We start from the raw sequence: 13393 nt of genomic DNA, 5'->3' as shown, positions 1-13393 counted from the left end.
CGCGGGAGCCGCGTCAGTCGCCGAAGAAGCCCCCGCCGCCGCCGAAGTCGCCGCCGCCGCCGGAGAAGCCGCCGCCGAAGAAGCCGCCACCTCCGCCGCCGCCGAACGAGCCGCCGCCGCCCGAGAAGAGGTCGCCGAGCCCGCCGCCGCCGCCCGCGTCGCCGCCGCCGCCGAGGCCGCCGCCGTAGCCGCCGCCGGAGCCGTTCAGCATGTCGCCGAGGATGTAGCCGAGCAGGCCGCCGGTGAGCATGTCCTGGCCACGGCCGCCGCCCTGGCCGCCGCGGTAGTACGGGTTCTGCGCCCGGCCGCCCCAGCCGCCGACGTCGCCCGAGGCATCCTGCATCGCCTGCTCGGCGTGCTGCGAGGCGGCCTGCGCGTACTGCGTGGCCGTGTTCGGGTCGGCCTCGCGCAGCCGCAGCGCTTGCGCGAGCTCCTGCTGCGCGGTCGCGAGCAGCTGGCGCGCGTGCGGGCCGACGCCCATGCGACGGGTGCGGATGTAGTCCTCGGCACGGTCGATGTTGGCGCGCGCCGACTCGATCCAGCGGCCGAGCCCCGACTCGAGGTGCTGCCGCTGCGAGCCCGCCTGGCGCAGCTGCGCGGTCGCGTCGTCGAGGCGCTGGTTGGCGCGCTGCAGGTTGCTGAGCACGGTGAGGGTGTCGGTGGGGCGCTGCTGTGCGACGGCGACCTGCTCCTCGACGTGGCGGATGAGCGGGGCCAGGTCGACGGTGCTCGTGCTGCGCAGCGTCTTGGCAGCTGCGATGTCGCCGATCGAGTCGTCGACGAGCTCGGCGAGCTGCCGGGCGGAGTTGTCGAGGTCGCGCTCGGCGCGCTCGACCGCGGCGAGCAGGCCGGACGCCTGGGCGAGCGCGGCCTCCGCTGCGTGCACGGCGAGCGCGGCGTTCGAGCCGTGGCCCGACTCCACCGCCTGCCGGCCGGCCGCGAGCGACTGGTCGATGTTCGGCAGCTGGCGCTCGGCGCCGGCGATGTTGTCGCGGACGGGGTCGATCGACGCGCCGGAGTGGCGGTCGTCGAGCCGGTCGAGGATCTGCTTCGCATTGGCGATGCGTCCGTCGAGCTGCTGGCGCGACTGCGCGAGCGACTCGAGCACCTGCGGGGCGGTGCGCTCGAGGTCGCGCAGCTGCTCGAACGACGACGCGTGGCTCGCGAGCTCGGTGCCGGCGCCGCTCGCGATCTGCAGGATGCGGCTCGACCAGTCGTGCCGCTCCTGGTCGGTGTCGGGGAAGGCGTCGTCGAGCTGCTGCTGCAGCGCGAACGCCTCGCTGAGGCCGGCCTTCGCCTTGTCGAGGGCCTCGCGGTAGGGGCGCACGGCCTCCTCGCCGAACTGGGCGTTCGCGAACGCGAGCTCCTGCTCGCTCTGCTGCACGGTGTCGTCGAGCTGCACGAGCGCGATGTCGGCGCGCTGCTTGAGCTCCTCGAGACTCAGCTGCTGCTGCTCGATCGCGGCCTTCTCGCCCTTGCGCTTGCGGTTCGCGCGCATGCCGCGCGTCACGAGCAGCGCGCCGCCGCCCACGACCGCGGCGCCGCCGACGAGCAGCACGACCGGCCACGGGTCGATGTTCACCTCGGTGCCGCCCGCTGCCGCATCTGGAGCCGCGGCGGCCTCGGCGACGGCGGTGCTGAAGCCCGTCGCGGCGCCCGGCACGTCGCCGTTGTTGAGCGCCGGGAGCAGCGCGTCCTGCCCGAGCTGGTTGACCTCAGCCTCGGTGAGCGCGTAGCCCTGCGGGTACGCGTAGCCCCACTGGCCGTCCTCCATCGCGATCGTGATGAGCAGCTCGTCCTGGCCGAGCCCGGAAGCCTCCGCGGCCTGCACCGACCACTCGCCCCGCTCGATGCCGTCGTACGAGTCGACGACCACGACGTAGACGTCGGCCTCCGAGGAGGCGTTCTGCTCCTCGAGCTGCGCGGTGACCTCCGCGTCGTCGCCCGAGTAGTCGCCCGTGCGGTCGACGAAGGGGTCGCCGGCGACATCCACCGGGTCCTCCGTCACGAGCGCGCCCGCCGAGAGTCCCAGCAGGCCGGCGGCTCCCATCGCGACGACCGCGAACGGACGGACGATCCTGGCCTGCATCTGCGCTCCCTGCCCGCGGCACGCCCTGACGGTGCCGTCTTTGGCGCGAGTCTAGCCAGCGGAGGTTGCCGGGAGCCTTGGAGATGCGCGTCGGCGCCGCCGCTGTCAGCGAACGTCGAACGGCGCTCCGACGACAGCGATGCGTCGACCCTCGAACTCGACGAGCAGCAGCGGAGCCGGTGCGCTCGGGGCGTCGACGCCGCAGTCGACCGCGGGCGCGTCGAGCACGGCGCCGTCGCGGAAGACGCTGCCGCCCACCGACCCGATCACCTCGCCCTCGCCGGCCGGCGGGGCGTCCTCGAGCGCGGTCGGCTCCGGGGCGGCGACGATCGTGCGCGCGTCGCCCTCGGCGGCGACCTGCGCGACGGCGACGCCCAGGATCTGCAGCGTGGTGCCCGCCTCGCCGCCGCTGAGCTCGAGGTCGGCGACGCCGTCGGCGGGATCGTCCAGGAACGCGGCGCGGATGCCGATCTCGTCGACGATGGCGGGGTAGCTGCACGCGAGGGGGAGCGCGCCCGGCGCCGACTCGGCCGCGCCCGCGCCAGCGCTGTCCTCGCCCGACTCCTGCGCGGGCTGCGCGGCGCCCTGCTCCGACAGCACGCTCGTCGGCGCGATCGGCGAGAGCCCCGGCACGACGAACGGCGCGATGATCAGCACGCCGACGCCAGCCGCCGCGGCGTTGAGCGCGGCGACCTTGGGCCGGCGTCGTCGCTTCGCACCCTCGACCACTGCATCCACGTCGAGACCCGACCCGGGTCCGGGCAGGTCCCGCAGGCGTCGCCGCAGCTCGTCGTCGCTCATGCTCGATCCTCCCGCGGTCGGTCGGCGGCGCGGGCATCGCGCTCGCGCTCCCGCTCGAGCATCCCGCGCAGCTTGCCGAGCGCATCCGACAGGTACCGCTTCACGGCGCCGGCGGAGATGCCGAGCTCGGCGGCGATCTGGTCGACGGTGCGGTCCTCGTCGTAGCGCAGCACGATGCACGCGCGCTCGCGCGGCGTGAGCCGCTGCAGCCGGTGGGCCATGTCGAGCCGCTCGCCCGTGAGGGTCGAGCCGGAGTCGAGCCGCTCCCGCTCGGCGACGAGCGGCTGGATGCGGCGCCAGCGCTGGCCGCGCCGGGCGCGGTCGAGGAAGCGGTTGGCGATCGCCTTGCGCACGTAGGCCTCGGCCTGCTCGACCTCGAAGCCGTTGCGCAAGCGGCCGAACGTGGCCGTCAGGGCGTCCTGCACCATGTCGCGGGCCTCCTCCTCGTCACCGGTCAGGAGCATCGCGTAGCGCACGAGCGCCTCGCCGCGCTGCGCCACCAGCTCGGCGACGACCAGCTCCCACCTGGCTGCCACGCGAGTCCTCCTACCCTCTGAGACGAACGAGCGAGCCCGAAGGTTGGGCTCAGCCGGCGACGCGCATGCGCGCGGCGAGTCGGGGGTGGGATGCGTCGAGGTGCGCGAGCACGCTCGCCCGCGTCTCGGCCGACTTGTTCTGGCTCATCTTCGCCTTCGCTTCGAAGGAGCGCACGCGCAGCCGCAGCCCGACCGTGCCCATCGCCATGCCGCGGTTGCCGTCGTCGTCGATGTCGAGGGTGACGCCCTCATCGCCGGCGTACTGCCGCTCGAAGTGGTCGACGAGCCCGTGCAGCACGCGCATGTTCTCGTCGGCGCTCAGCACCTCGACGTCGCACGTGAGCGTCGCCATCTCGAAGTTCCAGGTCGGCACCTGCCCGCGGTCGTCGCCGACGTACCAGCTGGGGGAGATGTAGCCGTGCTCGCCCTGCACGACGACGAGCATCTGCGCCGGGCACTGCTCGCTCGTGCGCTCCACGAGCAGGCCGTGGCCGCGCGCATCCGCCCGGCCGAGGTGCGTGACGAGCACGAGCTCGTCGTCGGTCGAGCGCTCGTCGTCGACGAGCACCGGCGACGGCGACGCGACGGCCCCGGATGCCGGGTGCGAGACCAGGAGCATCCACGGCGCGCGGGTGGCGAGCTCGCGCACGTCGGCGAGCCCGACCCGGTACAGAGGATTCGGCTGCATGCCCCGATCATCGCACCCGCCCCTCCCGCTGGTCGAGCCGGGCGGGGCGCCCCGCGCCCCGCCCGCGTCGAGACCACTGCGGAGGCGAGTGGTCTCGACTCGCGCGGCCGCCAGGGGCGTCCGTGCGGCTCGACCAGCGGGGTCGGGATCGCTCAGACGGCGACCGGCTGCGCCTGCTGCATGTGCTCGAGGCGCCACCGCACGTGGTTCAGCTGGCGGATGAGACCGGTCGGCAGCGCGCGTCCGAACTGGCCGAAGAACGCCTCGACGTCGACGAGCTCGGTGAGCCACGCCTTCGGCTCGATCGCGAACAGCTCGGCCATGACGGCCGGGTCGATGTCGAGCCCGTCGAGGTCGAGCGCACCGTCGGCCGGCATGACGCCGATCGCGGTGTCGACGCCCTGCGCGGTGCCGTCGACGCGGCCCGCGATCCACTCGAGCACGCGGGCGTTCTCACCGAAGCCGGGCCACAGGAATCCGCCCTCGTCGTCGCGGCGGAACCAGTTGACCGAGAAGATCTTCGGCGCGCCGCGGCCGAGGCGGTGGCCCATGTCGATCCAGTGCGTGAAGTAGTCGCCCATGTTGTAGCCGCAGAACGGCAGCATCGCGAACGGGTCGCGGCGGATCTCGCCGACGGGGCCCTCGGCCGCAGCGGTCTGCTGGCTCGAGACGGTCGCGCCGACGTAGACGCCGTGCTCCCAGTCGCGCGCCTGCAGCACGAGCGGCACCTGCGTGGGGCGGCGGCCGCCGAAGATGATGGCGTCGAGCGGCACGCCGGTCGGCGCATCCCAGTCGGGCGCGATCGAGGGCGCCTGCTCGGCGCGCACGGTGAAGCGGGCGTTCGGGTGCGCGGCCGGTCCGTTGGCGGGGTCGTAGGGGCGGCCCTGCCAGTCGATGAGGCCCTCGGGCGCCTCCTTCGTCATCCCCTCCCACCAGACGTCGCCGTCGGGGGTGAGCGCCACGTTCGTGAAGATCGTGTCGTGGGTCATCATCGCCATCGCGGTGGCGTTGGTCTTCTCGCTCGTGCCGGGGGCGACGCCGAAGAAGCCGTTCTCGGGGTTGATCGCCCACAGCCGGCCGTCGGGGCCGGGGCGCATCCAGACGATGTCGTCTCCGAGCGTCTCGACGGTCCAGCCGGGGATCGTCGGCTGCAGCATCGCGAGGTTCGTCTTGCCGCACGCCGACGGGAAGGCGCCGGCGAGGTGCAGCTGACGGCCGTCCTCGTGCTTCATGCGCAGCAGCAGCATGTGCTCGGCGAGCCAGCCCTCGTCGCGCGCCTGCACCGAGGCGATGCGCAGCGCGAAGCACTTCTTCGCGAGCAGCGCGTTGCCGCCATAGGCGGAGCCGAACGACCAGATCTCGCGCGTCTCGGGGAAGTGCGAGATGTAGCGCGTCGGGTTGCAGGGCCAGGCGACGTCCTGCTCGCCCTCGGCGAGGGGCGCGCCGACGGAGTGCACCGCGGGCACCCAGTCGTGGGTGCCGTGCATCGCCTCGAGGGCGGCGGTGCCCACGCGCGTCATGAAGTGCATGGATGCGACGACGTAGGGGGAGTCGGTGATCTCGATGCCGAGCTTCGAGATCGGGCCGCCGACCGGGCCCATCGAGAAGGGGATGACGTACATCGTGCGGCCGCGCATCGCGCCGTCGAAGAGCCCGCCGAGCACCTGGCGCATCGACTGCGGGTCGCGCCAGTTGTTCGTGGGGCCGGCGTCGTCGGCGTCCTCCGCGCAGATGAAGGTGCGGTCCTCCATGCGAGCGACGTCGTCGGGATGCGAGCGCGCGAGGTAGCTGCCGGGTCGCGCGGGCACCGGCACGATCGTGCCGGCGTCGAGCATCACGTCGGTGAGGCGCTGCAGCTCCTCCTTCGTGCCGTCGCACCAGACGATGTGCTTGGGCTCGAGCAGCTCGGCGATGCTCGCGACCCACGAGACGACACCGGGATCGGCACCCTCGGGCGCGTGGACGGCCTTCGGCCGCACGGGCTTGGCGGTGGAGCGGGAGGGCGCGGCGGGAAGGATCGTCATGCTCTGAGTCTCCGCCGGTCCACTGCCGCGTGGGGCTGGGAGACGCAGAAGGATCGTCATTTCCTTCACGCACGAGAACCTGCGACTCGGGAAGCCCCGCGTGACGCCGCATTCCGGCGTGGTTCCGTACCCGGATGCGGTGCTCACGACGGCGCGGAAGTCACCCATCCGGCCGCGCCCCGAACCGAACCGACGCATGCCGGAAGGATCCGCAGAAGTTTCGTACACTGGTCGCATGGTCGACGCAGCAATCCTGGGGCACCGCATCCGGCACTACCGAAGCGCGGCCGAGCTGACGCTCGACGCGCTGGGGGAGCGCATCGGCCTCGCGGGCAGCCAGCTCTCGCTGATCGAGAACGGTCACCGCGAGCCGAAGCTGAGCCACCTGCAGGCGATCGCCGAGGTGCTCGGCGTCACGACCGCGCAGCTGCTCGAGCCCGAGCCGCCGAGCGAGCGCTCGCGCATGGAGCTCGACCTGCAGCGGCTGCAGGAGGGGGCGAGCTACCGGCGCCTCGGCCTGCCGGTCGTGCGGCCCACCCGCTCGATGAACGACGACCTGCTCGCCGCGCTCGTCGGCATGCACCGCGAGCTCGATCGCCGTGCGCGCGAGGCGATCGCTACCCCCGAGCAGGCGCGCCGCGACGCGACGGCGCTGCGCCACCGCATGCGCGAGCAGGCGAACGCGCTGCCCGAGATCGAGGACCTCGCCGAGGAGCAGCTCCGTGCCGTGGGCTACGAGGGCGGCAGCCTCACGCACCGCACCGTGAGCGAGATGGCGGCGCGGCTCGGCTTCGAGCTCGTCTACGTCACCGACCTGCCGCACTCCACCCGCTCGGTGACCGATCTCGAGAACGGCCGCATCTACCTGCCGCCCGCGTCGATCCCCGGCGGCCACGGCCTCCGCTCGATGGCGCTGCAGGCGCTGGCCCACCGCTTGCTCGGGCACCACGAGCCGCAGGACTACAGCGAGTTCCTGCAGCAGCGCCTCGAGATCAACTACTTCGCGGCGGCGACGCTCATGCCGCGCTCACGGGCGGTCGACTACCTGCGCAAGGCCAAGAAGGAGCGGAACCTCGCGGTCGAGGACTTCCGCGACGCGTTCGGCGTCACGCACGAGACCGCCGCCATGCGGTTCACGAACCTCGCGACGACGCACCTCGACCTCCGCGTGCACTTCCTGCGGGTGGGGGAGGACGGCGCGCTCTCGCGGGTCTACGAGAACGACGGGATCCCCATCCCGGTCGATGCCTCCGGCCACGCCGAGGGCCAGCTCGTGTGCCGCAAGTTCGCAGCCCGCAGCGCCTTCGAGCGCACGTCGCGCACGACCGAGTTCTACCAGTACACCGACACGCCGAACGGCACCTTCTGGTGCTCGACGCAGACGGGCGCCGGCGCGGAGGGCGAGTTCTCCATCTCGTTCGGCGTGCGATTCGACGACGCGAAGTACTTCCGCGGCTCGCAGACGGCGTTCCGCGAGGTCTCCCGGTGTCCCGACGACCGCTGCTGCGCCCGGCCCGACGACGGGCTCGTCGACCGATGGCGGCGCAAGTCGTGGGCGTCGGCGCGCATGCATCAGCACACGCTCGCGCCGCTGCCGTCGGGCACCTACCCCGGCGTCGACGACGCCGAGCTCTACGCCTTCCTCGAGCGGCACGCGCCGGCGATCTGACCCGCGCCCGAGACACGGCCTCGACTCTTGGCAGGCGCACAGCCTGCACGTAGCCTCAGAGGGCCACGTCGACCGAAGGAGCCGACATGACCGAGACCGAGCGCGGACTGGACTCTCCCGACGCGACGCTCCGGCGCGGCGCCCAGCACCTCGCAGGCCAGTATCCCGACCTCGATCCCCGGCTCGTCGAGCGCATCGTGTTCGAATCGCACGCGACGCTCGCCCGCGGCGCGCGGCAGCGCGACCACCTGCCGCCGCTCGCGCTGCGGTTCGCCGCCGACCGGCTGCGCGCGCTCGAGCGCACCGGCCCACGCGCGCCGGGGGAGCCGCTGCGCGTGCTCGTCGAGTCGATCCGCAACGACGGCATCTCGCAGATGGCCGCCGCCTACCTCGACGCGCTCGGCGACGGCAGGGTCGAGGCGCTCTCGGCGGCGCTCAACCCGGCGGTCGACGTGCTCCGCACCGTGAGCGACGTGATGGAGGAGGACGGCGTGCCGCTCACCGACAGCTTCCCCAAGCCCATCACCGACGACCTCGTCCGCGCGGCCGACGTCATCGTGACGATGCTCATCGAGCATCCCTTCGACCTCGTCCCGGGACAGCGCGTCGAGGTCTGGGACTTCGACGACCCAGCCGGCCTCAGCACCGACGAGGTGCGACGCATCCGCGACCGCGTGCGGCGCCGGGTGACCGAGTTCCTGGCGGCACTGCCGGAGTGACCGCGCATCGGCGATGATGAATGGATGGTCGACCTCGACGAGCTGCGCCGCCTGCGTCGCGCTCGCGACCGCATGGATCGCGAGTTCGCGCGGCCGCTCGACGTCGCGGCGCTCGCCCGCACCGCGCTCATGTCGACCGCGCACTTCAGCCGCCGCTTCCGCGACACCTACGGCGAGACGCCCTACGCCTACCTCATGACGCGTCGCATCGAGCGCGCCGCGGCGCTGCTCCGGGGCGGCGAGGTGAGCGTGACGGATGCGTGCATGCAGGTCGGGTGCACGAGCCTCGGCTCGTTCTCGGCGAGCTTCACGAAGCTCATGGGCGAGACGCCGAGCGCCTACCGCGCGCGCGACCACGAGGCACTGGACGGCATGCCGGGCTGTCTCGCCATGGTGCTGACGAGGCCCCGCAAGGGCGATCCATCGAGCAGGTTCCGAGAAGCGCGCCGCGCCGTGCCCGCCTAGGGTCGTGCGCATGAGCATCTCCATCAGCGCAGTGCACGTCATGGTCGACGACGCGGATGCCGCGGTCGGGTTCTATCGCGACGTCCTCGGCATGACCGTGACGAGCGAGGTCGAGAACGAGGGGTTCCGCTGGGTGACGCTGTCGCCCGAGTCGCAGCCCGACATCCAGATCGTGCTGTCGCATCCGCGCGCCGGCCGGTCGGAGCAGGACGGCGAGGCGGTCGCGGCGCTGCTCGCGAAGGGCGAGCTCGGCAGCGTCAACCTGCGCGCCGGCGACCTCGACGGCGTCTTCGAGCGAGCGACGACCGCGCCGGGCGTCGAGATCGTGCAGGAGCCGACGGACCAGTTCTGGGGCGTGCGCGACATCGCGCTGCGCGATCCGGCCGGCAACCTCGTGCGCATCGAGCAGTCCGCAGGCTGATGCCTCGGCTGCGCTCGCGCTGCCGAGGACGAGCAGAGCGCCGGCCCCGCGGGGGACCGGCGCTCTGGAGCTTCAGGCGGTGCGGCTCGGCTCAGGCCTCGACGAGCGTGTAGCCGGCCTCCGAGACCGCGGCGCGCACGTCGTCGAGGCGCAGCGGCGCGTCGGCGGCGACGGTCACGGTCGAGCGACCGCCGGCGACGAGCTGCACGTCGACGCCCTCGACGCCGGCGAGCCCCGAGAGCTCCTCGGTGACCGACGAGACGCAGTGGCCGCACGTCATGCCGTCGACCTCGAACGACTGCGTGCTCGACGAGACAGCTGCGCCGGAGGGCACGCCGCACGCGCCGCCGCCGCAGCAGCCGCCAGCCTGCGCCTGCGCGTCGGCCTCGGCGGGGGTGGACATGATCTCGATGTTCTGCAGCATGGGATGCCTTTCGGTCGCGGACGGGAGAAGTCGGATGGTCAGGAGCGGACGAGGCGCGCGATCGCGGCACTCGCCTCGGCGAGCTTCGCCTGGGCGACGGGACCGCCGGCCTCGGCCGCCTCGGCGACGCAGTGCGCGAGGTGATCCTCGAGCAGCTGCAGCGCGACGGTCTCGAGCGCCTTCGTGGCGGCGGAGACCTGCGTGAGGATGTCGATGCAGTACGCGTCCTCGTCGACCATGCGGGCGACGCCGCGCACCTGGCCCTCGGCGCGACGGAGGCGCTTCAGCAGCGCGTCCTTGTCGGCGGTGTAGCCGTGCTGGACGACGCCCTGCTCGGCAGCGCCGTGCTCGACGGCGCCCTGCTCGACGGCGCCCTGCTCGACAGTGCCGTGCTCGATGGTGCCAGGCTCGGTGGTGATGCTCATGATGCTTCGATCATACCCCGGTGGGGTATGCGAGGCAATGGTCAGGCGGCGACGGCGTCGACGTGCTCGGGCGTCGCCCAGCTGCGCCAGATGGCGGCGAGCAGGGCATCGAAGAGCTCGTCGGCCTCGTCTGCGGGGTAGAGGCCGAGCAGCTCGAGGTTGATGAAGCCGTGCACGGCCGCGAAGATCGTGCGCGTCGACGTCTCGGGATCGCCGTGCAGCACGCCCTGCTCGACGGCGGACGTGACGGCGTGCATGAGCGGCTCGGTCGTGCTGTCGCGGGCCTCGTCGACGGCGGGCGTCGACTCGCCGCGGCCGAACACCACCTGGAACATCGATGCATTGTCGGTGGCCCACTGCCGCCACGCGTGGGCGAGGGCGAGGATGCGCTGCACCGGATCGTCGTCGACGTGCGACTCGTGCTGCGCGTCGACGAGCGAGCGAGCGGCACGGAGCGTGATCGCCTCGAGGAGCTCGCCCCGCGAGCCGAAGAGCGAGTAGACGGCCGACGTCGACGTGCCGATCGAGGCCACGAGCGGGCGCAGCGAGAAGTCCGGCCCCTCGGTCGCCATCAGCTCCGTCGCGGCTTCGAGGAGGCGGAGTCGCAGGTGCTCGTCATGCAGGCGTGGTCGTCCCATGCTCGACAGCGTACGGGGTCGAGGACGCCGTTATCGGTCAACCTCGTGTGCTTCTGCGTGTCGCGCGCTGTGCGCGCTCGTTCCGCCGCCTATGGATCGGTCCCTCGGGGGCGCTGGACCTGGCAACGCTGTTATAGTACGCACTTCGTCGCATGAGACGGTCAGGCGGACGGGCGTGTCTCGTCACCGATGCGCGCCTGCGGAGCGTCGGGCACGCCATCCGCGTTCTCGTCCGCGGCTCGGGCACGCTTCGCGTCCCAGCGCAGCAGCGGAGCTGCAAGCAGCGCGGCGAGCCCGGAGCCGACGAGCACCGCGAGCTTCGCGGCGTCGGTGCGGCCCGGGTCGTCGAACGACAGCTCGGTGATGAGCAGCGAGACGGTGAAGCCGATGCCGGTCAGGAGCGCGACGGGCAGGAGGTCGCGGATGCTGATGCCGTCGGGCAGTCGCAGTGCCGTGAAGCGGGTGACGAGCGCGGTGACGCCCAGCACGCCGAGCAGCTTGCCGACGACGAGTCCGGCACCCACGGCCAGCAGCACGGGCTGCGCGGCGAGCTCCGCGAATCCGCCGCCGCCGGCGATCGAGACCCCGGCGGAGCAGAACGCGAAGACCGGCAGCGCGATGGCCGTCGAGCAGGGTCGCACCGCGGCCTCGAGCTGGTGCGTGCGCGGCTCGCGCTCGCCGCGCAGCGCCTTCGCGGGCACGGCGGCACCGAGGAGCACGCCGGCGATCGTCGCGTGCACGCCCGCCTCGTGCATGAGCCACCATGCGACGAGCGCGATCGGGATGAGCAGCCACCAGCGCGCCCAGCGCGAGCGCACGACGAGCGCGAAGGCGGCGACCGCCGCGAGCGAGCCGATGAGCGCGAGCACCTGCACGCCCGCGGTGTAGAACAGCGCGATCACGACGATCGCGAGCAGGTCGTCGACGACGGCGAGCGTGAGCAGGAAGGTGCGGAGCCCGATCGGCAGGCCGCGGCCGAAGATCGCGAGGACCGCGAGCGCGAACGCGATGTCGGTCGCGGCGGGGATCGCCCAGCCGGTCAGCGCCGCCGGATCTCCGGCGGCGAGCACGATGCCGACGTAGACGAGCGCCGGCAGCACCATGCCGCCGACGGCGGCGAGCACGGGAACGGCGGCCTGGCGCGGGTTGCGCAGGCTGCCGGCGACGATCTCGTGCTTGAGCTCGACGCCCACGACGAAGAAGAACACGGCGAGCAGGCCGTCGGCCGCCCAAGCCGCGACCGAGAGGTCGAGGTGGAGGGCCGCCGGGCCGATCCTCGTCTCCATGAGCGAGGCGTACGACTCGCGCCAGGGGGAATTCGCCCAGATGAGGGCGAGCGCGGCGGCGATGATGAGCAGCGCGCCGCTCGTGGTCTCGAGTCGCAGGGTCTGCGCGAGCTTCGCTCGGCGGGCGCCGGTCGGCGTGCGGGTGGGCTCCATGGGTCTCCTCACAGCATCCGCCGAGCCGGTTCGCTCAACGGCATGCCGACCAGGCTTCCCGGCTCACCGCGTCCATCGTACGGGGGCGCTGCCCGACCATCTGGATGCAGCGGCGAAGAGTCGCAGTGCAGAGGCGCTTCGGCGTCGCGGCGAGGATGCCGGCGCGGAAGGCGCGATCGCGCCCTCGAGGAGAGTGGTGGTGCCCCCAGTAGGATTCGAACCTACGGCCTTCTGCTCCGGAGGCAGACGCTCTATCCCCTGAGCTATGGGGGCCGGGCTGCCGAGGCAGCGTCGCCCAATCTATCATCGGGCGGCGGTGGTCGCCGACCGCGGGCCGCCGCCGGCGTCAGTGCTCGGGGCTCAGCCCCGACTCGAGATCGTCGAACGCCCGCTCCACAAGAGCGGATAGATCCTCAGGATCGGCCTCGGTATTCACCCAGACGCGGATCGCCGTCTTGACAGCAGCAGAGGCGGCGCCCGCCATCATGCGGGAGAACGCATCCGTCTCGGGATCGGCGCCGGTGCGCTGCGCCACGGCGATGCGGATCGCGTCCTCGAGCTCGTCGTACTGCGCCATCCGGTGCGGCAGCAGGCTGGGGGAGCGGTCGACCAGCTGCTCCTTCGCACGCAGGCGCTCGAGCTGCTCCTTCGACCATCCGCGCACGGTCTCGGCGAGCACGGTGCGCAGCGACAGCAGCGGCGCCTCGTCGGTGGGGCGCTCGTCGAAGCCCATGAGCATCGTGACCGGCTCGTTGTCGTCAGCGGCGACGATCGCCGCCTCCTTCGAGTGGAAGTAGTTCGAGACCGTGCGCGGAGAGACGAAGGCCCGGTCGGCGATCTGGCTGATCGTGACGTCCTCGAGGCCATTCGCCTCGGCGAGCTCGAAGGCCGCCGTCGCGATCGTCTGCCGCGTCAGGATCTTCTTGCGCTCACGCAGGCCGCGCTCGGTCGGGGTCGGTGATGCATCAGTCATGTGCTGGCCACTGTACGTGCGTCGGCAGTGCGAGCCCTGGGCGCGCGGAGCCGGCGGCCTGGCGGTCGCGACGGATGGGTGT

The 13393-nt window shown here is 72.6% G+C and carries 14 protein-coding genes and 1 tRNA gene; 4 read left to right on the top strand and 11 right to left on the bottom strand.

The window, feature by feature from the left end:
• Positions 1-13: 13 nt before the first annotated feature.
• The 5 genes from ABD106_RS14020 to ABD106_RS14000 all read right to left on the bottom strand — a co-directional run bounded on the left by ABD106_RS14020 (position 14) and on the right by ABD106_RS14000 (position 6138).
• The gene (locus ABD106_RS14020) at positions 14-2089 is read right to left on the bottom strand and encodes a TPM domain-containing protein (RefSeq protein WP_343921440.1); all 2076 of its coding nucleotides are present in this window, start codon (positions 2087-2089) and stop codon (positions 14-16) included.
• Between the two features lie 105 nt (positions 2090-2194).
• On the bottom strand, positions 2195-2890 hold the full coding sequence (locus ABD106_RS14015; protein ID WP_343921438.1) for a hypothetical protein: 696 nt from the start codon (positions 2888-2890) through the stop codon (positions 2195-2197).
• Positions 2887-3426: a sigma-70 family RNA polymerase sigma factor gene (locus ABD106_RS14010; RefSeq protein ID WP_343921436.1), complete on the bottom strand. Its 540-nt coding sequence runs from the start codon at positions 3424-3426 to the stop codon at positions 2887-2889. Before ABD106_RS14010 ends, ABD106_RS14015 begins: the two co-directional genes overlap by 4 nt.
• Positions 3427-3475: 49 nt before the next feature.
• On the bottom strand, positions 3476-4114 hold the full coding sequence (locus tag ABD106_RS14005) for an FMN-binding negative transcriptional regulator (RefSeq protein WP_343921434.1): 639 nt from the start codon (positions 4112-4114) through the stop codon (positions 3476-3478).
• 152 nt (positions 4115-4266) lie between these two features.
• Positions 4267-6138: a phosphoenolpyruvate carboxykinase (GTP) gene (locus ABD106_RS14000; RefSeq protein WP_343921432.1), complete on the bottom strand. Its 1872-nt coding sequence runs from the start codon at positions 6136-6138 to the stop codon at positions 4267-4269.
• Positions 6139-6373: 235 nt separating this feature from the next.
• Between ABD106_RS14000 and ABD106_RS13995 the strand changes: the two genes are divergently transcribed.
• The 4 genes from ABD106_RS13995 (at position 6374) to ABD106_RS13980 (ending at position 9412) form a co-directional block, all read left to right on the top strand.
• Positions 6374-7807 carry a helix-turn-helix domain-containing protein gene (locus ABD106_RS13995; RefSeq protein ID WP_343921430.1) on the top strand — a complete coding sequence of 478 codons (1434 nt, stop codon included), beginning with the start codon at positions 6374-6376 and terminating at the stop codon, positions 7805-7807.
• Between the two features lie 86 nt (positions 7808-7893).
• Positions 7894-8526, top strand: a complete 633-nt coding sequence (locus ABD106_RS13990; RefSeq protein ID WP_343921428.1) for an arsenate-mycothiol transferase ArsC — start codon at positions 7894-7896, stop codon at positions 8524-8526.
• 24 nt (positions 8527-8550) lie between these two features.
• The gene (locus ABD106_RS13985; protein WP_343921426.1) at positions 8551-8991 is read left to right on the top strand and encodes a helix-turn-helix transcriptional regulator; all 441 of its coding nucleotides are present in this window, start codon (positions 8551-8553) and stop codon (positions 8989-8991) included.
• A 10-nt stretch (positions 8992-9001) separates the two neighbouring features.
• The gene (locus ABD106_RS13980) at positions 9002-9412 is read left to right on the top strand and encodes a VOC family protein (protein ID WP_343921424.1); all 411 of its coding nucleotides are present in this window, start codon (positions 9002-9004) and stop codon (positions 9410-9412) included.
• 91 nt (positions 9413-9503) lie between these two features.
• Here ABD106_RS13980 and ABD106_RS13975 read toward each other — a convergent pair whose 3' ends face one another.
• The 6 genes from ABD106_RS13975 to ABD106_RS13950 form a co-directional block, all read right to left on the bottom strand.
• Positions 9504-9836 carry a heavy-metal-associated domain-containing protein gene (locus ABD106_RS13975; RefSeq protein ID WP_343921422.1) on the bottom strand — a complete coding sequence of 111 codons (333 nt, stop codon included), beginning with the start codon at positions 9834-9836 and terminating at the stop codon, positions 9504-9506.
• Positions 9837-9874: 38 nt separating this feature from the next.
• Positions 9875-10126 (bottom strand): metal-sensitive transcriptional regulator, encoded by a 252-nt coding sequence (locus tag ABD106_RS13970; RefSeq protein ID WP_343921617.1) that lies wholly within the window; start codon positions 10124-10126, stop codon positions 9875-9877.
• Positions 10127-10302: 176 nt separating this feature from the next.
• Positions 10303-10899, bottom strand: a complete 597-nt coding sequence (locus tag ABD106_RS13965) for a TetR/AcrR family transcriptional regulator (RefSeq protein WP_343921420.1) — start codon at positions 10897-10899, stop codon at positions 10303-10305.
• Between the two features lie 161 nt (positions 10900-11060).
• Positions 11061-12338 (bottom strand): Na+/H+ antiporter NhaA, encoded by a 1278-nt coding sequence (gene nhaA, locus ABD106_RS13960; protein ID WP_343921418.1) that lies wholly within the window; start codon positions 12336-12338, stop codon positions 11061-11063.
• A 197-nt stretch (positions 12339-12535) separates the two neighbouring features.
• Positions 12536-12611 (bottom strand) — tRNA-Arg (locus tag ABD106_RS13955).
• A gap of 73 nt (positions 12612-12684) precedes the next feature.
• On the bottom strand, positions 12685-13311 hold the full coding sequence (locus ABD106_RS13950) for an acyl-CoA-like ligand-binding transcription factor (protein WP_343921416.1): 627 nt from the start codon (positions 13309-13311) through the stop codon (positions 12685-12687).
• Positions 13312-13393: the final 82 nt, after the last annotated feature.

The sequence above is a fragment of the Agrococcus citreus genome (assembly GCF_039527715.1).
GTDB lineage: Bacteria > Actinomycetota > Actinomycetes > Actinomycetales > Microbacteriaceae > Agrococcus > Agrococcus citreus.
Note: the sequence above shows the minus strand (reverse complement) of the source record. Positions and strands in the feature narration are given on the sequence as shown.

What these genes read in the sequence shown, in the direction of transcription:
- ABD106_RS14020 (WP_343921440.1), bottom strand. Translation starts at nt 2,089, where the DNA reads ATGCAGGCCAGGATCGTCCGTCCGTTCGCGGTCGTCGCGATGGGAGCC.
- ABD106_RS14015 (WP_343921438.1), bottom strand. Translation starts at nt 2,890, where the DNA reads ATGAGCGACGACGAGCTGCGGCGACGCCTGCGGGACCTGCCCGGACCC.
- ABD106_RS14005 (WP_343921434.1), bottom strand. Translation starts at nt 4,114, where the DNA reads ATGCAGCCGAATCCTCTGTACCGGGTCGGGCTCGCCGACGTGCGCGAG.
- ABD106_RS14000 (WP_343921432.1), bottom strand. Translation starts at nt 6,138, where the DNA reads ATGACGATCCTTCCCGCCGCGCCCTCCCGCTCCACCGCCAAGCCCGTG.
- ABD106_RS13995 (WP_343921430.1), top strand. Translation starts at nt 6,374, where the DNA reads ATGGTCGACGCAGCAATCCTGGGGCACCGCATCCGGCACTACCGAAGC.
- ABD106_RS13990 (WP_343921428.1), top strand. Translation starts at nt 7,894, where the DNA reads ATGACCGAGACCGAGCGCGGACTGGACTCTCCCGACGCGACGCTCCGG.
- ABD106_RS13985 (WP_343921426.1), top strand. Translation starts at nt 8,551, where the DNA reads ATGGTCGACCTCGACGAGCTGCGCCGCCTGCGTCGCGCTCGCGACCGC.
- ABD106_RS13980 (WP_343921424.1), top strand. Translation starts at nt 9,002, where the DNA reads ATGAGCATCTCCATCAGCGCAGTGCACGTCATGGTCGACGACGCGGAT.
- ABD106_RS13975 (WP_343921422.1), bottom strand. Translation starts at nt 9,836, where the DNA reads ATGCTGCAGAACATCGAGATCATGTCCACCCCCGCCGAGGCCGACGCG.
- ABD106_RS13965 (WP_343921420.1), bottom strand. Translation starts at nt 10,899, where the DNA reads ATGGGACGACCACGCCTGCATGACGAGCACCTGCGACTCCGCCTCCTC.
- nhaA (WP_343921418.1), bottom strand. Translation starts at nt 12,338, where the DNA reads ATGGAGCCCACCCGCACGCCGACCGGCGCCCGCCGAGCGAAGCTCGCG.
- ABD106_RS13950 (WP_343921416.1), bottom strand. Translation starts at nt 13,311, where the DNA reads ATGACTGATGCATCACCGACCCCGACCGAGCGCGGCCTGCGTGAGCGC.